Raw genomic sequence first — 19820 nt, forward strand, 5'->3', positions numbered from 1 at the left:
GGCGCGGCTAAGGCGCGCGCCACACACATATACCGGAGTTTCTGATGGGTTTCCGCTGCGGGATCGTCGGCCTGCCGAATGTCGGCAAGTCCACCCTGTTCAACGCATTGACCGAGACGCAGGCCGCACAGGCCGCGAACTATCCGTTCTGCACGATCGAGCCGAATGTCGGCCAGGTCGCGGTGCCGGACGAGCGGCTCGACAAGATTGCCGCGATCGCCAAGTCGGCCAAGACCCTGCCGACGCAGCTGGCCTTCGTCGACATCGCCGGACTGGTCAAAGGCGCGAGCCAGGGCGAAGGGCTGGGCAACCAGTTCCTCGGCAATATACGCGAAGTCGATGCGATCGTGCATGTGCTGCGCTGCTTCGAGGATGACGACATCCAGCACGTCGCCAACAAGGTCGATCCACTGGCCGATGCCGAAGTGGTCGAGACCGAACTGCTGCTGGCCGACCTCGAAAGCCTCGAGAAGCGCGTTCCCGCTGCCGCCAAGCGTGCCACCAGCGGCGACAAGGAAGCCAAGCTGATGGCCAGCGTGCTCGGCCAGGCACTCGAGCTGCTCAAGGAAGGCAAGCCCGCGCGGTTGACCGAACCCAAGGACGAGGAAGAAGCCCGCGTCTTCCAGCAAGCACAGCTGCTGACTGCCAAGCCGGTGCTCTATGTCTGCAACGTCGCCGAAGAAGATGCTGCGAGCGGCAATGCGCTGTCCGAACTGGTTTTCGCCAAGGCCAGGGCCGAGGGCGCCGAGGCCGTGGTGGTCTCCGCGGCCATCGAAGCCGAATTGGTCACGATGCCTCCCGAAGACCGGACCGAATTCCTCGCCGAACTGGGGCTGGAAGAATCGGGACTGAGCCGCGTCATCCGCGCCGGCTACAAATTGCTCGGCCTGCAGACCTTCTTCACTGCGGGTCCGAAGGAAACGCGCGCCTGGACTTTTCCCACCGGGGCCAAGGCACCGCAGGCCGCGGGCGAAATCCACACCGATTTCGAGCGCGGGTTTATTCGCGCTGAAACAATTGCCTACGATGATTACCTTGCGCTTGGCGGGGAAAGCGGTGCGCGCGAAGCGGGCAAACTGCGCCAGGAAGGTAAGGAATATCTCGTGCAGGACGGCGACGTCCTGCTGTTCAAGTTCAACGTCTGAGGACTTCCAGATGAACCGGATCGCCGCCGCCCTCGCCCTTGGCCTTGCCAGCGTTCTCGGCGGTTGCGCTGGCTATGCCGATGCACCTGTTGCCAGCACGGCAGTAGCCCAGCAGCGCGAAGCGGTAACGATCCTGGTATCGATCGACGGGTTCCATCCGGACTATCTGGCACGCGGGCTGACCCCGACGCTCTCGCAGCTGGCCAGCGAAGGTACGCGCGCGGCGATGCGGCCGTCCTTCCCGACCAAGACTTTCCCCAATCACTGGACGCTGGTGACCGGGCTGGTGCCTGATCATCACGGCATCACCGCCAACCGCATGGAAGACAAGACGCGGCCCGACGATGTCTTCACCATGGCCACCGTCGATCCCTATTGGTGGAGCGAGGCCAAGCCGGTCTGGGTAGAGGCCGAGGAAGCGGGCATCCGCAGCGCGGCGATGTTCTGGCCCGGCTCTGCGGTCGCCTGGGGCGGAACGGCAGTGCGCTACGGCCCGGTGACCGATGGGACGATGGCCAGCGACTGGCAGGCGTTCAGCATGCAGGTCACCAACACACAGCGCGTCAATTCGGTGCTCGACTGGCTGCGCCGCCCGGCGGATATCCGCCCCGAATTCGTGACCCTCTATTTCGATACGGTCGATAGTGCGGGACACGGCGGCGGGCCGGTGGGCGAGGAGATCGACGAGGCGCTGCGCGACGTCGACAGCCATATCGCCGATCTGCTTGCGGGGCTCGAGAGCCTCGGCCAGCCTACCAATCTGGTGCTCGTGTCGGACCACGGGATGGCAGCGACCGGATCGGACAGGATGATCGTGCTCGACGAAATCGTCGACGCGTCGCTCTACCGCGCGGTCGAAACCGGGGCCTATGCGACTTTCGAAGCCACAGAGGAGCACACGGCAGCGCTTGAAGCGGCACTGCTGCGCGAACACGAGCACATGGAATGCTGGCGCAAGGGCGAGATCCCCGCGCGCTTCCAATATGGCACACACCCGCGCATCCCGCCCTATCTGTGCCTGCCCGATACCGGCTGGACCATCACCGCCCGCGCTTCCGACACGGCGTGGAGCGGCGGCAGTCATGGCTACGACCCGTTTGCCCCCGAAATGGCATCCTTGTTCATCGCCCATGGCCCCGCCTTTCGTAGCGGCGTGACGATCGAGTCGTTCCAGAACACCGCGATAACGCCCTTGCTGCGCCACCTGATCGGCCTGCCGCAGGCGGCGCGTTCGGATGGAGATCTGGCCGACGTCGCGGATGCGCTCGCCGCGCAAAATTAGGCGGCCCGCGGAACGAGCACGCCTCTACCCCGTTGCCATGCAAAGCTCAACGGGGAGACATTCGTGGTCGATAAATCGGAAAAATTCAGCACGCTGGTGCGCGTCGGCTATTTCAGCCGAGCAATTCTCTATTCGGTACTCGGCCTGATTGCGCTGACCAGCGCGGGCCGTATCGGCAAGGGTACCAACGGTATTTTCCAGGCCATCCAGGATTTCCCGCTCGGCACCGGCATCCTCTGGCTGATGGTCGTCGGCCTGCTCGCCTATGCGCTGTTCCGCTTCGCCTCGACATTCCTCGATGTCGAACACCACGGCACCGACAAGACCGGCTGGGCCACCCGGATCGGACATGCGGGGAGCGCGATCGGCCACCTCGCGCTCGCCTATTCGGCGTATAAGTTCGCCACGACGGGCAGCGACACTGGCGGCGGCGCGCAGGAAGCGGCGTCGGGCGTGCTGGCAATCGAGTTCGGCGGCGTCGTGCTCGGCCTGCTGGGGATCGCCTTCTTCGCCACCGCGGCTTTCCAGGCCAAGAAGGGCCTGACCGGCAGCTTCATGAACCGCATCAGCCCGCGCGCGCCCTCGCAAACCCGCTGGATCGGCGGCGCAGGCTATCTGGCACGCGCGGTCGTTTTCCTGATCATCGGCTGGTCGCTGTTCCAGGCCGGTTTCATGAGCGGCGGATCGGACCAGGTGAAGACGCTGGGCGATGCCGTTGCCAGTCTCGCGGGTGAAGGCATCGTCTTCAAGCTCGTCGCGATCGGCCTGCTCGCCTTCGGTCTCTTCAGCCTCGTCCTCGCACGCTATCGCATCATCCCCGATCTGGGCACCGAAGGACGCGTGCCCCGCTTCCGCGCATGAGCGCGGCGGACGCAGCTTCCCGCGGGGCCAAGACCGCGCGGCTGTACCGCATGGTGATGGACAAGCATGTCTGTCCCTATGGCACGAAGTACAAATGGCTGCTCGAGCGCGAGGGCTTCGCGGTCGAGGACCATTGGCTGACCACTCGCGAACAGACCGACGCGTTCAAGGCGCAGCACGGCGTCGACACGACACCGCAGGCCTTTATCGGGGACGAGCGGATCGGCGGTTACAGCGAATTGCGGACCCATTTCGGTTACGATGATCCAGGCGCTGGCGACACCAGCTACACGCCGGTTATCGCAGTGTTCGCCGTCGGCGCGGCGCTGGCAGTCGCGCTCAGCCTGTTCGTCTATGAAGCCGCCTTCACCGGGCGGACCGCCGAATGGTTCGTAGCCTTTTCGATGGCGATGCTCGCCATGCTCAAGCTGCAGGATGTCGAACAGTTCTCGACCATGTTCGTGGGCTACGACCTGCTCGGCCAGCGCTGGGTGCCCTACGCCTATGCCTATCCCTTCCTCGAGGCCGGCGCGGCGGTGCTGATGGCGGGACGGCAATTGCCCTGGCTCTCGATCCCGGTAGCACTGACCATCGGCACGATCGGCGCGGTCAGCGTTTTCTACGCGGTCTATATCCAGAAACGCAGCATCAAATGCGCCTGCGTCGGCGGAAGCGGCAACGTCCCGCTCGGCTTCGTATCGCTCACCGAGAACCTCGCGATGATCGGCATGGGGATTTGGATGTTGCTTCGCCCCGCGCTTTGATACATTGCATTTTGCAATGCAGTTCTACGAAGACATCGCCATCGGGCACAAGCAGGCCTTCGGCCGTTACGAGGTCACGCGCGAAGAGGTGATCGACTTCGCCTCGAAATACGATCCGCAGCCGTTCCACCTCGATGACGAGGCCGCGGCGCAGACCCATTTCGGCCGCATCTCCGCCAGCGGCTGGCACACCTGCGCGATGACCATGTCGATGCTGGTCGAGAATTTGACCAAGCACAAGCAGGCGGGCCTGGGTTCGCCGGGCGTCGACCAGCTACGCTGGAAAAAGCCGGTCTATCCGGGCGACACGCTCCGGTGCGAAAGCGAAGTGATCGAGAAACGCCGCAGCGCCTCTCGCCCCGAAATGGGCATCTTCAAGAGCCATCTCACCGTCTTCAACCAGAATGACGAGCCGGTCATGGAGATGGTATCGAACGGGCTGATCCGCACACGCGACCCGGAAGGGACGGACTAGCTCAGACGCCGCATTGCGCGATGCCGGTCTTGCGATAGACCACGGCCTCATGCGCATCGCGAATGGTCAGCGTGGCGGAATAATCGCTGACTTCCTCGCCGACCTGCTCGCCCGTTTCCTCGTCGAGCTCGAGCGTCATCGAAAACGCGGTCCCGTCATACTTGCGGCGCGCCAGATAGGGCAGTTCGGCGCTACCCTTGTCCGCGGCCAGCGTGACCAGTTCGCCATTGTGGAGGAAATGCCCGGTCTCCGCCATTGCGAGCGCGGTCGCCGCAAGGCCCCCGCCCTCGGGCGCGAAGCTGCAGCCTGCGCCGTACAGATCCTGCTGTTCGATCTCGCGATAACGGATGGGGTCGAGCACCAGCGGTTGCGGCGGCGGGGTCTGATGCGCCTCGACCTCGGCGACCGCGGCGGCGCGTTCCTCCTCGGTCGGTTCGCTGGAACAGGCGGCCAGCACCAACGTCACCAGCAGAGCAATCTTGCGCATCAATGTCTCCCGAACAGTTTCTCGAAGTCTTGCATCGACAGTTTGACCCATGTCGAGACATAGAACGCACGGTCTGGTCCAGCGTTTCCCGTGTTCGTTCAACGTCTGATTTGGGGCAATGCGACGCGGATTCGCTACGTCCGACTTTGGGGTGGGAACGAGATGTTAGCAGTCTAATCGTCGCCGGCCTCCCCCCTCTTTTTTTGAAGGTCTTCTGCGGCACCGAGCATTTGTATCCTCTTATGCTCTGCCCAAACATAGCGCCAAGCACGCCACATGCCGAGGCTTCCGAATATCACGGTGGGTGCAAGCATCAATGCGAACAAATGACTAGGCGCATCGGCTGGCTTGTCCCCTGTGATTAGCGACCAAACGACCATGGGTATGCAGCTAACGATTACGGTTGCGAGGGGATTGCCATTCCAACGCGCTACGTCGCGATCAATCCATGCAATGACTGGCTGTAGCATTATCGCCTGAAGGCCTCCCGAGTATCGATGTAAAGGATCGCCCGAACGACCGCAAACGGGTCGCAACCTGACAGTCCGCTTTTGGCCTCTACAGCGTAAGAGTTGTCGAGCAGAGGCGGAGGCCAGCCCAGCCTAATGTCTGCCAAACAGTTTCTCGACGTCTTCCATCGACAGTTTCACCCAGGTCGGGCGGCCGTGGTTGCATTGGCCTGAACGCGGGGTGCGTTCCATTTCCCGGAGCAGCGCGTTCATTTCGTCGACGCGCAGCACGCGGCCCGCGCGGACCGAGCCGTGGCAGGCCATCGTGGCGAGGACGAGGTCGAGCTTTTCACCCAGCAGCAGCGCTTCGCCATTGAGCGCGAGATCGTCATCGATATCGCGCAGCAGCTTTTCCGGGTCCGTCCGCGCGATCGCATGCGGCAGGCTGCGGACGAGCATGGCGGAGGGGCCGAAACGTTCGAGCGCGAGACCGTGCTCGGCGAGCTTGGGCGCCGCCTCCTCGAGCCGGTCGCAGCTGGTTTCGTCGAGTTCGACCACTTCGGGGATCAGCAGCGCCTGGCTGCGCGCGACCGCTTCTTCCGCCCCTGCTGCACGCAGGCGCTCGAGCACTAGGCGTTCATGCGCCGCGTGCTGGTCGACCAGCACCAGCCCGTCCTGCGCCTCGGCCACGATATAGGTATTGGCGACCTGCCCGCGGGCGATGCCCAGCGGATAGTTCTGCGCGGATTCCGCCACCGGGGCTGCTTCCTCCGCCCTTCCGCGCGGTTCGGCCATGATGTCGCCCTCGGCCGCACGCCAGGTGCCGCCGGGTTCGGCGACGCGTTGCTGCGGCGCGGACCAGTCACGCCCCTCGAAGATCGAGCGCAGCGCGGGTGATGGTTCCTCGCGCGCCGGTTCCTGCTGCCAGCGCGACATGGCACCCGCATCGGGGCTTTGCGCGCTGCGCTTGTCACCCGTCGCCAGTGCCTGACGCAGGCCCGAAACGATAAAGCCGCGGACACTCTGCGCATCGCGAAAGCGCACCTCGGTCTTGGCCGGGTGGACGTTCACATCGACATCTTCGCACGGCAGTTCGAGAAACAGCGCGAGCACCGCGTGGCGATCGCGAGCGAGCATGTCGGCATAGGCGCCGCGCACTGCGCCGGTCAGCAGGCGGTCCTTTACCGGGCGGCCATTGACGAACAGATACTGGTGATCGGCGACGCCGCGATTGTAGGTCGGCAGGCCCGCGATCCCGGTCAGCCGCATCGCGCCGCGTTCCATGTCGAGCACGACGCCATTGTCCTTGAGTTCGCGTGCGATCAGCTGCGCCACGCGATTGGCCAGCCCTTCCCCGCCCTGCAGGCCGAAGATCCGCCGGTCGCCATGATCGAGCGTGATCGCCACGTCGGGCCGCGCCATGGCAAGCCGCAGGACGACATCCTTGCACGCGGCATATTCGCTGCGCGGCGTGCGCAGGAACTTGCGCCGTGCGGGGATCTTGCCGAACAGGTTTTCGACCCGCACCCGCGTGCCCGGCGGCAGCGCGGCGGGGCCCTCGGCAGCGATCTCGCCGTGATCGACCACCCGTTTCCAGCCCTGCTGGGCCCCGGACGGGCGGCTCTCGATCGTGAAGCGGGCGACGCTGGCGATGCTCGGCAGCGCTTCGCCGCGAAAGCCCAGCGTCGCCACCTGTTCGATCGCTTCGTCGGGCAGTTTGGAGGTTGCGTGACGTTCGAGCGCCAGCGCCATTTCGTCGGGCGTCATCCCGCAACCATCGTCGGTCACCTCGACGCTCGTCAGCCCGCCTTCGACCAGCTTGACCGCGATCCGCGTAGCGCCCGCGTCGATCGCATTTTCGACCAGTTCCTTGAGCGCCGAAGAGGGCCGTTCGACCACCTCTCCGGCGGCGATACGGTTGACCAGATTCTCGGGCAGGCGACGGATTTGCGGCATGGTCGCGCGGTTGTAGCGGTGAAGCGCCACGAATCCGAGACGGCGCGTTCAGCTATCCCCCGCAGCCATAGCGGAAATTTTTGGCATTCCATTCGTATTATCGCTAAGGCTCCGCCACCATTTCCGCCCGGAGAGGTGCGAGCGGGTCGCATCCCTCTCGTCGGACCACGCGACAACATGGAAAATCGAATAAACATGGGCTTCTGGAACAATCTCTTCAAATTCGGCGTGCAGAATATGGCGATCGACCTCGGGACCGCCAACACGCTGGTTTATGTGCAGGATCAGGGCATTGTCCTGAACGAGCCGAGCGTGGTCGCACTCGAGACGATCAATGGCATGAAACGCGTCAAGGCCGTAGGTGACGATGCCAAGATGATGATGGGCAAGACGCCCGACAGCATCGAAGCCATCCGCCCGCTGCGCGACGGTGTGATCGCGGACCTCGACGTGGCCGAGGAGATGATCAAGCACTTCATCCGCAAGGTGAACGGGCGCAAGAGCCTGATGCGGTATCCTGAAATCACCATCTGCGTGCCGTCGGGGTCGACCTCGGTCGAGCGCCGCGCGATCCGCGATGCCGCGTCGAACGCGGGCGCCAGCCAGGTCTATCTGATTCTCGAACCCATGGCCGCGGCGATCGGCGCCGACATGCCGGTGACAGAGCCGGTCGGCAGCATGGTCGTCGATATCGGCGGCGGGACCACCGAAGTCGCCGTGCTGTCGCTGCGCGGCCTCGCCTATACCACCTCGGTCCGCACCGGCGGCGACAAGATGGACGAAGCGATCGTGTCCTACGTCCGCCGACACCACAATCTGCTGATCGGCGACAGCACGGCTGAACGGATCAAGAAGGATTTCGGCGTCGCTCGCCCGCCTGAAGACGGTGTGGGCGAAAGCATCACGCTGAAGGGCCGCGACCTCGTCAACGGCGTGCCCAAGGAAATCACCATCAACCAGGGGCACCTCGCCGAAGCCTTGTCCGAACCGATCGGGGCCATCGTCGAAGGCGTGCGTATCGCGCTGGAAAACACCGCGCCCGAACTGGCCGCCGACATCGTCGACCAGGGCATCGTGCTCACCGGCGGCGGCGCGCTGATCGGCGGGCTGGACGAATATCTGCGCGAGGAAACCGGCCTGCCGGTGACCATCGCGGAAGATCCGCTGTCCTGCGTCGCTCTCGGCACGGGCCGCGCAATGGAGGACCCGATCTATCGCGGCGTCCTGATGACGGCTTAAGAAAGGCAGGGGAATGGCGCCGACAGGCTCACGGCGCTCGGGGTTTTCTCGCAGGGCGCAATACAACCTCTTCACCGGCTATCTGATCGCGGGCGCTGGCGCGCTTATCGGCGCCATCCTCCTCACCCTGTCCTTCTTCCAGCCCCAATTGTTCGGGGGGCTGCGCGGGGCGGCGCAGACCGGTGTCTCGCCCGCGACCGAGACCGCGGCCACGGTGAGGACCGGCAGCAAGGGCTTCTGGGAAACCGTCAGCGGCTATTACCGCGCGGGGTCGAAGAATGCCGATCTCAAGCGCGAGATGGAAATCGCGCGTATCCGCCTGGCCGAAGCCGAGGCGGTGAAGCAGGAAAACCGGCGACTGAAGGGCCTGCTCGATCTGCGCGACAAGGAGATCGAGCCTGTTGCCGTCGCGCGGCTGGTCGGCTCCTCCGCCTCGAGCACCCGCCGCTTCGCCTATCTTGGCGCCGGGTCGAACGACGGAGTGGCGATCGGCATGCCGGTCCGCTCGCCCCGCGGCGTGGTCGGACGCATTCTCGAAGTCGGCAGCGACAGCGCGCGCGTGCTGCTTCTCACCGATACCGAGAGCATCCTCCCGGTGCGCCGGGCCAAGGACGAAGTCGTGGCCTTTGCCGAAGGGCGCGGCGATGGCCTGCTGCGCATCAGGCTGATCAATCTCGGGATCAATCCGCTCAGCCCCGGCGATGTCTTCGTGACCAGCGGCGCGGGGGGTTACTACCCCCCCGGAATCGCGGTCGCCATCCTCACCGAGACCACCGATGACGGCGGTCTGGCGCGCATCGTCAGCGACCCCGCCGCGACCGACTACGTCAGCGTCGAGCCGATCTACGAACCCGACGCGGCGCTCGGCGCGGCCACCCCGATCGAGCGCGAGCTGACCGACTGATGGAGCGCAACGACCCGCGGGCGCGCAGCGATGCCTATGGCAGCCGGATCAACCGCTCGCACTCGCCACTGCTCGCCAATAGCGTGCCGTGGATCTCGATCGTCATCGGGTCGGTTTTGCCGATTTTCCCGATTGCCGCCGGCCTCCCGATGATGCCGCCGTTCGGCCTGCTCATGCTGCTGGCGTGGCGGTTGGTGCGGCCCGGATTGATGCCCGTATGGGCTGGCATTCCGCTGGGCCTGGTCGACGATCTCTACAGCGGGCAACCCTTTGGCTTCGCGATCATGACATGGTCGCTGATCATGCTCGGCATCGAGCTGATCGAGGCGCGCATGCCCTGGCGCGCCTTCTGGCAGGATTGGTTCACCGCGGGTATACTGATACTCGGGTACCTCACCGCCGGGTGGCTGTTCTCCGGCGGCCAACCGACCTTCCATTCGCTCATGGCCCTGGTTCCGCAGCTCGTGCTCACCATCCTCTTCTTCCCCATCGCAGCGCGGCTGGTCGCGGTCCTCGACCGGACCCGCCTCAAGCGCTGGAGGGCACGCTGATGCGGTTGCGCAAGCGCGCGCGCCCGCGCGAAGTGGTCACCCAGTCGACGCTCGAGAACGCCTTCGACCGGCGGACCTTCGTCATCGGCACCGCGATGGGCGGGCTCGGCGTGCTGCTGGCTGCGCGGATGGGCTATATCGCCATCGCCGAGAACGAGAAATACGAGCTCGAGAGCGAGAGCAACCGGGTCAACCTCTCGCTGATCCCGCCCCGGCGCGGCTGGATCCTCGACCGCAACGGGGCGCCGCTGGCATCGAACCGCGCGGACTTCCGCGTCGATATCATTCCCGAACGCACACCCGACCCCGATGCCACGCTCCTCGCGCTTACCGATATCCTCAAGCTCGACGAGAACCAGGCGGCGGACATCCGCAAGCGGATCGACGACGGTCCCGGCTACCAGCCCGTCGAGATCGCCTCGGGTATCAGCTATGACGAGTTCGCCGCGGTCAGCGTGCGCCTGCCCGACCTGCCAGGAGTGGTCCCGCAGCGCGGCTTCTCGCGCTTTTATCCCACGGGGCCGACGGTCGGCCATCTGCTCGGCTATGTCGGCCCGGCGAATGCCGAGGAATATGAGGAGCAGGATCGCAATCCGCTACTGATCACGCCGGGGTACAAGATCGGCAAGGATGCGCTGGAGCGCCAGTTCGAACTCGATCTGCGCGGTATCCCAGGCGCGCGCCGGGTCGAGGTCACCGCATCGGGACGGATCGTCCGCGATCTGGAAACGCGCGAGGACGTCCAGGGCGATCCCGTCCGGCTGACGATCGACGGTCCGCTGCAGGATTACGCCGCACGCCGGATCGGGCTCGAGAGCGGCTCGGCGGTGGTGATGGATTGCGAGACGGGCGACATATTGTGCATGGCCTCGATGCCCAGTTTCGATCCCAACAGCTTTTCGCAAGGGATCGGGCGCGTCGAATACGGCATGCTGCGCGACGACGAGCGCGTACCGCTGCGCAACAAGGTTCTGAAGGGCCTCTATCCCCCCGGATCGACGATCAAGCCGATGCACTGCATGGCGTTCCTCGATGCGGGCATCAAGCCGGACGAAGCGATCATGTGCGGCGGCGGGCGCCGCATCGGCAATCGCTTCTTCAATTGCTGGAGCAACCATGGCCGGGTCGACATGGCCAAGGCGATCTACCAGAGCTGCGACAGCTATTTCTACCATTTCGCCCAGCAGGTGGGGTTCGCCAAGGTGGCCGAATGGGCGCACAAGATGGGTCTGGGCGAAGAATTCCCGCTCCCAGTCACCAGCCAGTTCTACGGGACGGTGCCGTCGCCCGAGTGGAAACAGCGACGGCACGATAGCGCATGGCAGCCCTATGACACGGTCAATTCCTCGATCGGCCAGGGCTATTACCTGACCAACCCGCTCCAGCTGGCGGTGATGAGCGCGCGCATGGCGACCGGGTACAAGGTCATGCCGCGGCTGCAACTGGGGGGAGACAAGCCCCAATTCGAGCATTTCGATTTCAGCCCGGAGGAAATCGGCTACGTCCGGCAGGCGATGAGCGATGTCGTGAACGGCCCCGGCACGGCGGGCCGCGCGCGCCTGCCGTTCGACGATATCAAGATGGCGGGCAAGACGGGCACCGCGCAAGTCGTTTCGCTCAGCGTCTCCAACGGCAAGACCGGCCCTTGGAAATATCGCGATCACGGCCTGTTCGTGTTCTTCGCCCCGTTCGACAAACCGAAATACGCCGGCGCGGTGGTCATCGAACATGGCGGCGGGTCGGGCGCAGCCTATCCGATCGCGCGCGATGTGATGACCTTCCTGTTCGATCCGGCCAAGGGCATGGACGCGCTGCGCCCGCTCGAAGAGCAATGGGGCGGCACTGCGCAGCAGCGGCTGAATGCGAAATATCGCGCCTATGCCGCAGCGCAGGGCGAGACCGTGCCCCCCGCCCCGTCACGCGACGAGGATATCTTCGACCAGGTCGAAGCCGAAGCGCGCGTGGCCGCCCGCCAGCCTGAAGGCATCGCCGAAGAGGCCAGCCCTTCGCGCATCGACACGCGCTCGCCCGAGGAAGTGTCGCAAGCCTCCGCCTCGGCCAGGCCGACCTCCGCCCGGAGCACTCCCGCGCCGGATGCCACAGACACGCCCGAATGACCGGTCTCGTCCCCGCCCCGATCGCGCGTCAGCCGTGGCAGATGCTGTTTCCGCTGTTCGTGCTGATCGGCTTCGGCGCGCTGGTGCTGTATTCCGCCGCGGGCGGGAACTGGGATCCCTATGCGTCCTCGCATGTCATCCGCTTCGGCGTGTTCCTTGTCATGGCCTTCGTGCTCAGCCGGTTCTCACGCGATCTAGTGATGCTGTTAGCCATCCCGATTTATGGGGTGGTGCTGCTGATGCTGGTCGCGGTGGAAGCGATCGGCTTCGTCGGGGGCGGCAGCCAGCGCTGGCTCGATCTGGGCTTCATGCAATTGCAGCCCTCGGAGCTGATGAAGCCGGCAATCGTGCTGGTCCTCGCGCGCTATTACGCGACCTTGCCGGTCGGCATGGTGCCCACCGTGCGCGCCCTGATCGCGCCGGGGGCGCTGATCCTCGCCCCGGTGGCGCTGGTGCTGCTGCAGCCCGATCTGGGCACCTCACTGGCAATCGTGTTCGGTGGTGCAGTCATCATGTTTTCCGCAGGTCTGCCGCTGCGTTGGTTCGTCGGAGCGGGGGTGGCTGCCGCCGTGCTTGCACCGGTGGCCTTCTTCTTTGGCTTGCAAGACTACCAGCAGAAGCGGGTGTTCACCTTCCTCGACCCGGCAAGCGATCCGCTGGGCGATGGCTACCACATCACCCAGTCCAAAATCGCGATTGGATCGGGGGGCTTTTCAGGCAAGGGCTTCAACGAAGGCTCGCAGAGCCATCTGCATTATCTGCCCGAACCGCACACCGATTTCATCTTCGCCACCATGGCCGAGGAATGGGGCTTTATTGGCGGGCTGGTCGTGCTTGGCGCTTTCGCCATGATTTTCGGCTGGGGCCTGGCCGTGTCGCGCGCGAGCACCGACCGGTTCGGCAAGCTCGTGGCGCTCGGTATGACCGCCACGATCTTCTTCTATGTCGCGATCAATCTGATGATGGTCATGGGCCTGGCGCCGGTGGTCGGCATTCCGCTGCCCTTCATGAGCCATGGCGGCAGTTCGATGCTCACCAACATGATCTGCATCGGGTCGTTGATGATGGTCCACCGCTGGAACCGCAAGGCCCCCCGCACCGGCCTGATCCGCTAGAGTTCGATCAGTCCCAGCTTGAGCGCACGCACGGTTGCCGTAACGCGGTCGTTGGTCTGCAGCTTGTCATAGACACGGCGCGTATAGGTACGCACGGTTTCGGGCGAGATCTCGAGGATCGCGGCAATATCGCCCGCCGACTTGCCCCGCCCCATCCATTCGACGACCTCGCGTTCGCGGTCCGACAAGGCGACCGATGCCCGGCCCTCGTCCATGACCTTGCAGAGCTGCAGATGCGCGGCGAGGATTAGCGAGTGGATTTTCTGCAGGCGCTTCTTGGAGAAGCCGTCGGGATCCTCGGCAAACCGCATCGTCGCATAACCGTCGCGATTGCGCGGACCGAACAACGCGAAGACCACCCAGTTGTCGACGTCAAGCTCCTCCAGATCGTCGAGAAAGCTTGTGACATCCGGTATCGACTTTCCACGTGCGCGCACCTCGGTCCAGGTCAGTACGGGACCGTGCTCAAAAGCGAGTTGGGGGATCGGGTCGCGTCCACGGAAATCGTCGCTAATGTAACGTTTCTGGTATTCGACGGGAAAATCGCGCGTCCAGATAAATGTGTTTCGCGAGGTGGGCGATTCGAACACCGGCGTGAAGTGATAGCTTAACCAGGTAGCGCCTTGTTCTAGGCACGCCGCGTAAAGGTATTCGAGAATTGCCTCGCAATCCTCCATCTTGACGATATGTTTCGTGGGGTCGGGCATCGCTACTCTAGCTAGTTTTACTGTCCCCCCGTTGAGGGACTGCTTTTACCACCGATAGACACTACTGAACAGTATGACGATTGTTGGCGGACCGGGGGGTTAGTCGCTGGCGCAGTTGGGACGCTGTTGACGATGACCTCTATGGACCGCCGACTTCCGATCGGTAACCGAACCAAGTATGATCCGGGCCAGCGGGTGCAGCGGAGGGATCTCGAGACTTGCGACAAAGTACTGCTCGAAGTTGCTCGCGCCAATCGGCGCGGCAGCAAGATTACGATCTGGGATCTTCCGCAAGTTACCGGCATGCCACTGCATCAGGCATTCGCCGCTGTTCGGTCGTTGGAATTCGGCCGCCTGATCACGGTAGGTGACGACCTGGCCGACCCATTTGGCGCTACACTAGAGCTTCGCGAGGCAGGATCGCATCGGCTGCGCCGGCGCCGCGACGCCTAATTTGCCAATGGGGGCTTTTCATCGCGAGAAAGCCCGCTATATGGGCGCCTCCCGAGTCGGGAACGCCTCTTCCACGAGGCCGCGGTACGCCGCAGTGTGGACGCATAGCTCAGTTGGTAGAGCAGCTGACTCTTAATCAGCGGGTCCTAGGTTCGAGCCCTAGTGCGTCCACCAAATTCTTCAGGTACTTAGCGACGAATTGATCGATCCGCCCTGCCCTTGGGGTAACGTACGGGGTAACAGGATCGGGAGGTTTTTATCCATCTCACTTTCGGACGGCGTTCATTGTCCGGCTCGATTGGGGGTCGGGGGGGTGTCTGACGGGCCGGACGTACCGGATCGTTACCCATGCGTTACCCTCGCGCCGATCGGCACCGCCTATCGCGTTGCAATCATTGGATGATCGTGCGCGCGGCTCGCTGATACTCAATCAGTGTGTCACAATCCTACAGTGCAACGCGTTCCAGTTCACAGCCCATTCGTTCCGCCAGTCGCGCCGCCGCGTCCGCAGCTTCGCGCGCGATCCAGCCCCGATTGCCGAATAGGTCCGCCATTTGATCGTCCATGAATCGATCGGACTCGTCGCGCACCGAATGCAGCAACGCAACGCGCGGCCCGATAATCAGTATGTCACGCCCGATCTCATCGCGCCCCACGTGCCAGCGCCGTTCGATCGGATCGAATTGCACACTATGGACGCTGCGCAGGAATCCCTTGCGCCGTGCTTTGATCATTTGCTTCGCGCCACCACACCACGCGTCCCTGTACTGACTCCATCGCACACGTAGCGCACCGGCCTCGCCGCCCAGGATGAGAACGCATTGCGGTTCGTGGATTTCAAAAGCGACCATGCGCATGTGACTTTCCGGCATGTCAGTTTCCCTATTGATCGCCAGCACTTGGGCCGGGAGTTTTTCGAGCGCGCCGTTTGGTCGGCATTAGGCGTCCACCATTGCGGTCCAAACCTCTGCTACGTCCCGCACGGTCATGTCGACTGACAGGAACGGTGCGCCCTGCAATTTCAGCGCCGCAGCAACGTCACGCGGCGGATCAGGTGTGCCCCAAGTTCCGCTATCGAGATACGCTTCGTATGCCGCAGCCGGATCGCCCGCTTCATCCATGATACGCGCGCATTCGGAGCGCCACGCTTCGTAACGAGCGCGCAACGCGGGTGGCAGGCGATGAATGCGCACGGCCATCGGATCGATACTTTCCGCCGCTTCCATGATCGCCGCAATACGTGCCGAGATTCCAATCTTGCTCATCGCTTCATCGCCGATACGAGCGTTTCGAGTTCCGCAATCTGCGCTTTGATATCGGCAAGGTCCGCAGCCTCCGCAGCCGTTTTCCAACCTTGCGCGATGCGTGCAAATTCGTCTGGTGAGATTTCGCCGGAGGTTACGCTTGCGATTAGCTCATTCGGATCAGCGGTGCCATCCAGGTCCACAGTACGCCCACCGCGTGGCAGCGTGTATTCGAGTACAAGCCGGATCGCTGCGAAGTTCTTTTCGCGTACAAGTGTCGCAAGTTGCGCGAGTGCCTCATCCGATAGCGACTGAATCGCAGCAAGTGCGCCGGACGGTTTCTTGTTCCGCACGCCGGGAGGTCGACCGCCCTGCCCCGGCTTGAACCGGCCCACGTTGTCGCGCTCTGGCGACCATGCGGCGGGTGTGACGTTTGATGTACTCATCGCACTGTTACCATTTGCACTTCGACCCCCCGCTCCCGCAACCAATCGGCAACGGCGTGAGTCGACGTGTACGATTGCGCGCCTTCCATGTGGCACGGCGGGAATTTCTGCCGAGCGCGCCACAACGACAGCACTTGTTTCGACGCCTGCAACGTCATCCGCAGGTGCCAGGCAGGCAACAGCGGTTGATCGGGCAACAGCACGCGCGACGGCAGGCGTGGGCCGTTTTGGCGTGTCATGCGGCGAGCCTTTCCAGTGCCTTTTGCCGTGTCGCATCGGTCATTAAGGCAACCGCACTGATGACGCTGGACAGCAACGCCGGAACGCGACCGATCAGCGCACGCTCATTGTCCAAGCGGTCGAGCCGCCCAGCTGCGTTCGCACGTGCCGTTTCAAGATCAGGCGCGCCACCTAACGGATTCTCCAATGTCGGTTCAGTCCGCAGTGCGGCATCGCGAACGATGCGCTGTGCCAGCCCCTCGACCGCAACGTCCTTTTGCAGCCGTTCGAAAATGTCAGTCGGCAGGCCGCTCAAACCTTGCCCGCCTTCGACGATTGCCGCGCCAAGGCCTAGTAGATCGCCTTGAGCGGCTGCTAGTGCGTCGGGCAGCTTTCGCGAACGCACATGCTCGCGTTGTTCGACGCGGGCAGCTGGCGCGACTGAATCAGGAAAGCGCGGTGTCATGATGTCGGACCACTCGGCTTCAAGAGCACGTTGAGCGGCGAGCGTACTGGCCACCACGTCGCGATATGCGGGCCGCACGGTCGTATCGATCGCCACGCCCGCTGCATCGGATAGGCCCGCTGGCGAGAGTAGCGGACCGCGCTTTTGCAGGCCTTCACCGACGTTGGCGAGACTGGCTTGCAATGCCGTGACGGCAGTGCCGATACGCTCATTCGCAGCCAAGTCGGTTTCGATTGACAGGACGTGGCGAGTTTCGCCGCGTGCCATGTGGATCGCAAGTGCGCGAGGGGACGGGTTGAGTAGAAATTCGAACATGATCGGCTCCTAGTGGTCGAGCCGAGATTTTGACGGTTGCGGCTGAAGGCGTAAATTGCCTCACTGCCTCACTATGCCTAACGTCAATTCGTTTCGTCGGTGAAATCGCGACAACTTCGATTGACGGGGACGCTCGCCCCCGATGAAAAGGCTGTATGAGAAGGCTCTACGTTTTTGCCGATGAAGCTGGGGATTTCGCGTTTAAGCGACATGAGGGTGCGAGCCAGTATTACATAGTTTGCACGGTCGCTATGGAAGACTGCCAAGTGGCGGCTGACCTGTTGGAATTGCGCCGTGAACTTATCTGGAATGGATCGCCCGTCCGGGATTATTTCCATTGCACAAACGAAAGACAAGAGACGCGCGACCGTGTTTTCGCTACGATACTAGAGCGCGACTTCACCGTTCAAGCGACCATCTTAGAGAAGTCGAAAGCACAGCCGCAGTTACGCACGAGCGACCAACGCTTCTATCAATACGCTTGGCTTTATCATCTGCGATACGCCATAGGTCGCCACCTGCAACCGGAAGACGAAATTCAGATCACGGCTGCAACCATCGGAACGAAAAAGATTCGAACGGCTTTCGAAGATTCGGTGCGCGACGTTTGTCGGCAGACCATCAAAAGCCGTCAATTCAAAACGGCTTTTTGCCCTTGCTCGCACGATCCATGCTTGCAGGTCGCTGACTATTGCACTTGGGCGATTCAGCGTAAATTTGAACGTGGGGACGATCGATCATTCGAGTTGATCAAAGATCGCATCACGTACCAATACAACCTATTCGGTCGCGGCGCGACGCACTACTATTGAAATGAAAATGCGGCCGCACTCCTAGCTATCTTTCGAAGTGCCCAGGGGCCCTTATCGCTAGGTGCCAACCGCACGTATCAGGTATGCAAAATGCATCATCATGTCAATGTGAATCGCATCTCGCACACGGGCGCATCACGTCGACAATGTCGCTTGCGCGCGCGTCGCGGTGAAAAAATCTAAGGACCGCAGCGTCGCTATAAATAATAGAAAAGAACGATGATCTTTTACGTCTCACGCGCGCAAGCGACATTGTCGACATAGCTATCCAGCCTGTCCTGATATCTCCAAGATTGTAGCGCGCGCCTGCAACCGTCGGGCTTCCTCCCGTTCGGCACGCTCGGCAAAGAGCGCGTATACATTTGGATTGACGAACCATCGCGGCTCACCGTTTCGCTTGTCCGGGTCGTCCACCGCATAAAGCCAGTTCATCGCTGCCAGCGTTTCAAAAAGCGGACGCGTGTTGAACCTATCCATCTTGCGGCATGATCGAACGCTTCGCTGTATGGTCCGATGATCGATCTCTTGCAGCTTGTGGGCCAGGATGTAGCCAGCAACCGCTTCCAAATGCTCTTGATCGTCCGACATGCCCAATACGCCGGAATAAAAGGCGAATGCATGCGGTAGCAAAAAAGTAGCGATGAACCTTGCTACTCGCTCTGCCGTGTCTGCCGATATGATCGGATCGACCGACAAGGTGCACGGCTTCTCTGCGACATGCCATACGATGCACAAGCGGGCGAAAAGGCCGTCGAGTTTGCCAATATGCGCTGCCAGCTTCTTATTGATCATCTCAAACGATCCGAACCGATGGTGGCGCGCTTGGACTTCCCTAAAGATTACCTGCGCTTCGGGTGAAAACCGTAATGGAACCGGAGCGGCAATCTGGTGCGCCAGCCTCACAGCCCACTCATAGACCCCAGCCTCGGCAGGGATTGGGATGTCTTCCCCCAGACCTGCTGTGCGCAGCACTACAGGAAAGAACCGCTGTAACAGGCCATCATCAACGCTATCGCCAGCAATCCGCCTGATTGCATCAGGCTGAATACCCCCGATGATCGAGGCTGACAGGTTAGGCAGCAGGAAACTCCCCCGCCCTACCCGATTGATCGCATAAGGACCGCCATTAAAAGACTGCAGCCAAAAGGCACGATCCGCCGATGCGCCCTTGCTGCCGCCGTACTTGTCGAGCGCGCCAAACCAACCGGACAACTCATCAGACGTGATAGCCAACCCGTTTGCAGTTCCGCGATAAATCTCTTGGGCCGCTTCCACGGTCGTATCGGACAATCGCAGCCGCTCTTGCAGCGGTTCCGGCGTCAATTTCCTTTCATCCGCAGGAAGTGCCTTCCACGCGGAGTATCTAGCCTGCCAGCCTTCAAATAGCTGCTGATCGATTGCGTTGATCGGGCGAAGCGCACTGGACAGTATCGGGCTTTTCTTAGTGGACGGCGGACCTACAAGCGCCACCCATATTCGCGCGCATTCCAACCAAGCTGGATCGTGTTCTTTGACCTGCAAACGCACCGCGTCCGGGATCGCCGCAGCAAAAGCTACGAGTCCGGCCATCGCCAATCCGGCAGGGTCCGCTCCCATACGATCGGCAGTTGGCCAGACATAGTCATCCAGGACCTTCGGCAATAAGCCGCGCTGCAGCGGGGTCGGTTCGAATTGTCCCCATAAGTCGACTGGGCGCTCATCCTCGGCACGTTTGACTGGCCAAGGCGGCGGCACTTGCGGCACCGCGCCGTTTCCATTATTTACATTCATGTCAGTAATTCCCCGGCCCGCTCGCGCACGATCCCCGCGAGCG

The 19820-nt window shown here is 62.6% G+C and carries 21 protein-coding genes and 1 tRNA gene; 13 read left to right on the forward strand and 9 right to left on the reverse strand.

Annotation, left to right across the window (positions count from 1 at the left end; all coding sequences use genetic code 11):
* Positions 1-44: 44 nt before the first annotated feature.
* The 5 genes from ychF (at position 45) to V6B15_RS06385 (ending at position 4527) form a co-directional block, all read left to right on the forward strand.
* Positions 45-1145, forward strand: a complete 1101-nt coding sequence (gene ychF, locus V6B15_RS06365) for a redox-regulated ATPase YchF (protein WP_334200474.1) — start codon at positions 45-47, stop codon at positions 1143-1145.
* Between the two features lie 10 nt (positions 1146-1155).
* The gene (locus tag V6B15_RS06370) at positions 1156-2427 is read left to right on the forward strand and encodes an alkaline phosphatase family protein (protein ID WP_334200475.1); all 1272 of its coding nucleotides are present in this window, start codon (positions 1156-1158) and stop codon (positions 2425-2427) included.
* Between the two features lie 63 nt (positions 2428-2490).
* On the forward strand, positions 2491-3288 hold the full coding sequence (locus tag V6B15_RS06375; protein WP_334200476.1) for a DUF1206 domain-containing protein: 798 nt from the start codon (positions 2491-2493) through the stop codon (positions 3286-3288).
* On the forward strand, positions 3285-4052 hold the full coding sequence (locus V6B15_RS06380) for a glutaredoxin (protein ID WP_334200477.1): 768 nt from the start codon (positions 3285-3287) through the stop codon (positions 4050-4052). The genes V6B15_RS06375 and V6B15_RS06380 overlap by 4 nt, the downstream gene beginning before the upstream one ends.
* A gap of 16 nt (positions 4053-4068) precedes the next feature.
* On the forward strand, positions 4069-4527 hold the full coding sequence (locus tag V6B15_RS06385; RefSeq protein ID WP_253515788.1) for a MaoC family dehydratase: 459 nt from the start codon (positions 4069-4071) through the stop codon (positions 4525-4527).
* 1 nt (position 4528) lies between these two features.
* Here V6B15_RS06385 and V6B15_RS06390 read toward each other — a convergent pair whose 3' ends face one another.
* Both V6B15_RS06390 and mutL read right to left on the reverse strand, forming a co-directional pair.
* On the reverse strand, positions 4529-5014 hold the full coding sequence (locus V6B15_RS06390; protein WP_334200478.1) for a hypothetical protein: 486 nt from the start codon (positions 5012-5014) through the stop codon (positions 4529-4531).
* 602 nt (positions 5015-5616) lie between these two features.
* Positions 5617-7419 (reverse strand): DNA mismatch repair endonuclease MutL, encoded by a 1803-nt coding sequence (gene mutL / locus V6B15_RS06395; protein WP_334201336.1) that lies wholly within the window; start codon positions 7417-7419, stop codon positions 5617-5619.
* Between the two features lie 195 nt (positions 7420-7614).
* Here mutL and V6B15_RS06400 point away from each other — a divergent pair, with 195 nt between their 5' ends.
* From V6B15_RS06400 to rodA, 5 genes are read left to right on the forward strand one after another with little or no spacing between them, the layout of a single operon-like run.
* Positions 7615-8658 (forward strand): rod shape-determining protein, encoded by a 1044-nt coding sequence (locus V6B15_RS06400; protein WP_253515794.1) that lies wholly within the window; start codon positions 7615-7617, stop codon positions 8656-8658.
* 13 nt (positions 8659-8671) lie between these two features.
* Positions 8672-9562 carry a rod shape-determining protein MreC gene (gene mreC / locus V6B15_RS06405; RefSeq protein WP_334200479.1) on the forward strand — a complete coding sequence of 297 codons (891 nt, stop codon included), beginning with the start codon at positions 8672-8674 and terminating at the stop codon, positions 9560-9562.
* Entirely contained in the window at positions 9562-10113 is a 552-nt protein-coding gene (locus V6B15_RS06410; protein ID WP_334200480.1) for a rod shape-determining protein MreD, read from the forward strand. The genes mreC and V6B15_RS06410 overlap by 1 nt, the downstream gene beginning before the upstream one ends.
* Complete coding sequence (mrdA, locus tag V6B15_RS06415) at positions 10113-12230, forward strand: penicillin-binding protein 2 (RefSeq protein WP_320180285.1); 2118 nt, start codon at positions 10113-10115, stop codon at positions 12228-12230. The genes V6B15_RS06410 and mrdA overlap by 1 nt, the downstream gene beginning before the upstream one ends.
* Positions 12227-13345, forward strand: a complete 1119-nt coding sequence (gene rodA, locus V6B15_RS06420) for a rod shape-determining protein RodA (RefSeq protein WP_334200481.1) — start codon at positions 12227-12229, stop codon at positions 13343-13345. Before mrdA ends, rodA begins: the two co-directional genes overlap by 4 nt.
* Here the strand turns inward: rodA and V6B15_RS06425 are convergent.
* Complete coding sequence (locus V6B15_RS06425; protein WP_334200482.1) at positions 13342-14052, reverse strand: helix-turn-helix transcriptional regulator; 711 nt, start codon at positions 14050-14052, stop codon at positions 13342-13344. The two genes, rodA and V6B15_RS06425, sit on opposite strands and share 4 nt — an antisense overlap.
* A gap of 132 nt (positions 14053-14184) precedes the next feature.
* Between V6B15_RS06425 and V6B15_RS06430 the strand changes: the two genes are divergently transcribed.
* Together V6B15_RS06430 and V6B15_RS06435 are read left to right on the forward strand one after the other, a co-directional pair.
* Positions 14185-14505 (forward strand): hypothetical protein, encoded by a 321-nt coding sequence (locus tag V6B15_RS06430; RefSeq protein ID WP_334200483.1) that lies wholly within the window; start codon positions 14185-14187, stop codon positions 14503-14505.
* Between the two features lie 98 nt (positions 14506-14603).
* Positions 14604-14679, forward strand: a tRNA-Lys gene (locus V6B15_RS06435).
* 272 nt (positions 14680-14951) lie between these two features.
* On the opposite strand, the gene V6B15_RS06440 is transcribed toward V6B15_RS06435, so the two are convergent.
* The 5 genes from V6B15_RS06440 to V6B15_RS06460 all read right to left on the reverse strand — a co-directional run bounded on the left by V6B15_RS06440 (position 14952) and on the right by V6B15_RS06460 (position 17195).
* Positions 14952-15377, reverse strand: a complete 426-nt coding sequence (locus tag V6B15_RS06440; protein ID WP_334200484.1) for a hypothetical protein — start codon at positions 15375-15377, stop codon at positions 14952-14954.
* Between the two features lie 66 nt (positions 15378-15443).
* Positions 15444-15770, reverse strand: a complete 327-nt coding sequence (locus tag V6B15_RS06445; protein WP_334200485.1) for a hypothetical protein — start codon at positions 15768-15770, stop codon at positions 15444-15446.
* Entirely contained in the window at positions 15767-16195 is a 429-nt protein-coding gene (locus tag V6B15_RS06450; protein ID WP_334200486.1) for a hypothetical protein, read from the reverse strand. The genes V6B15_RS06445 and V6B15_RS06450 overlap by 4 nt, the downstream gene beginning before the upstream one ends.
* On the reverse strand, positions 16192-16434 hold the full coding sequence (locus V6B15_RS06455; protein WP_334200487.1) for a hypothetical protein: 243 nt from the start codon (positions 16432-16434) through the stop codon (positions 16192-16194). Before V6B15_RS06455 ends, V6B15_RS06450 begins: the two co-directional genes overlap by 4 nt.
* On the reverse strand, positions 16431-17195 hold the full coding sequence (locus V6B15_RS06460) for a hypothetical protein (RefSeq protein ID WP_334200488.1): 765 nt from the start codon (positions 17193-17195) through the stop codon (positions 16431-16433). The genes V6B15_RS06455 and V6B15_RS06460 overlap by 4 nt, the downstream gene beginning before the upstream one ends.
* 155 nt (positions 17196-17350) lie before the next feature.
* Here V6B15_RS06460 and V6B15_RS06465 point away from each other — a divergent pair, with 155 nt between their 5' ends.
* Positions 17351-18007 carry a DUF3800 domain-containing protein gene (locus V6B15_RS06465; RefSeq protein WP_334200489.1) on the forward strand — a complete coding sequence of 219 codons (657 nt, stop codon included), beginning with the start codon at positions 17351-17353 and terminating at the stop codon, positions 18005-18007.
* 264 nt (positions 18008-18271) lie between these two features.
* Here V6B15_RS06465 and V6B15_RS06470 read toward each other — a convergent pair whose 3' ends face one another.
* The gene (locus V6B15_RS06470; RefSeq protein ID WP_334200490.1) at positions 18272-19777 is read right to left on the reverse strand and encodes a DUF3987 domain-containing protein; all 1506 of its coding nucleotides are present in this window, start codon (positions 19775-19777) and stop codon (positions 18272-18274) included.
* Positions 19778-19820: the final 43 nt, after the last annotated feature.

The sequence above is a fragment of the Qipengyuania sp. Mu-71 genome (genome assembly GCF_036867055.1).
Lineage (GTDB): Bacteria > Pseudomonadota > Alphaproteobacteria > Sphingomonadales > Sphingomonadaceae > Qipengyuania > Qipengyuania profunda.

Excerpts from the sequence above, each read along its gene's own strand:
- ychF (WP_334200474.1), top strand. The coding sequence starts at position 45 with ATGGGTTTCCGCTGCGGGATCGTCGGCCTGCCGAATGTCGGCAAGTCC.
- V6B15_RS06370 (WP_334200475.1), top strand. The coding sequence starts at position 1,156 with ATGAACCGGATCGCCGCCGCCCTCGCCCTTGGCCTTGCCAGCGTTCTC.
- V6B15_RS06380 (WP_334200477.1), top strand. The coding sequence starts at position 3,285 with ATGAGCGCGGCGGACGCAGCTTCCCGCGGGGCCAAGACCGCGCGGCTG.
- V6B15_RS06385 (WP_253515788.1), top strand. The coding sequence starts at position 4,069 with ATGCAGTTCTACGAAGACATCGCCATCGGGCACAAGCAGGCCTTCGGC.
- V6B15_RS06390 (WP_334200478.1), bottom strand. The coding sequence starts at position 5,014 with ATGCGCAAGATTGCTCTGCTGGTGACGTTGGTGCTGGCCGCCTGTTCC.
- mutL (WP_334201336.1), bottom strand. The coding sequence starts at position 7,419 with ATGCCGCAAATCCGTCGCCTGCCCGAGAATCTGGTCAACCGTATCGCC.
- V6B15_RS06400 (WP_253515794.1), top strand. The coding sequence starts at position 7,615 with ATGGGCTTCTGGAACAATCTCTTCAAATTCGGCGTGCAGAATATGGCG.
- mreC (WP_334200479.1), top strand. The coding sequence starts at position 8,672 with ATGGCGCCGACAGGCTCACGGCGCTCGGGGTTTTCTCGCAGGGCGCAA.
- V6B15_RS06410 (WP_334200480.1), top strand. The coding sequence starts at position 9,562 with ATGGAGCGCAACGACCCGCGGGCGCGCAGCGATGCCTATGGCAGCCGG.
- mrdA (WP_320180285.1), top strand. The coding sequence starts at position 10,113 with ATGCGGTTGCGCAAGCGCGCGCGCCCGCGCGAAGTGGTCACCCAGTCG.
- rodA (WP_334200481.1), top strand. The coding sequence starts at position 12,227 with ATGACCGGTCTCGTCCCCGCCCCGATCGCGCGTCAGCCGTGGCAGATG.
- V6B15_RS06425 (WP_334200482.1), bottom strand. The coding sequence starts at position 14,052 with ATGCCCGACCCCACGAAACATATCGTCAAGATGGAGGATTGCGAGGCA.
- V6B15_RS06430 (WP_334200483.1), top strand. The coding sequence starts at position 14,185 with ATGACCTCTATGGACCGCCGACTTCCGATCGGTAACCGAACCAAGTAT.
- V6B15_RS06440 (WP_334200484.1), bottom strand. The coding sequence starts at position 15,377 with ATGCCGGAAAGTCACATGCGCATGGTCGCTTTTGAAATCCACGAACCG.
- V6B15_RS06445 (WP_334200485.1), bottom strand. The coding sequence starts at position 15,770 with ATGAGCAAGATTGGAATCTCGGCACGTATTGCGGCGATCATGGAAGCG.
- V6B15_RS06450 (WP_334200486.1), bottom strand. The coding sequence starts at position 16,195 with ATGAGTACATCAAACGTCACACCCGCCGCATGGTCGCCAGAGCGCGAC.
- V6B15_RS06455 (WP_334200487.1), bottom strand. The coding sequence starts at position 16,434 with ATGACACGCCAAAACGGCCCACGCCTGCCGTCGCGCGTGCTGTTGCCC.
- V6B15_RS06460 (WP_334200488.1), bottom strand. The coding sequence starts at position 17,195 with ATGTTCGAATTTCTACTCAACCCGTCCCCTCGCGCACTTGCGATCCAC.
- V6B15_RS06465 (WP_334200489.1), top strand. The coding sequence starts at position 17,351 with ATGAGAAGGCTCTACGTTTTTGCCGATGAAGCTGGGGATTTCGCGTTT.
- V6B15_RS06470 (WP_334200490.1), bottom strand. The coding sequence starts at position 19,777 with ATGAATGTAAATAATGGAAACGGCGCGGTGCCGCAAGTGCCGCCGCCT.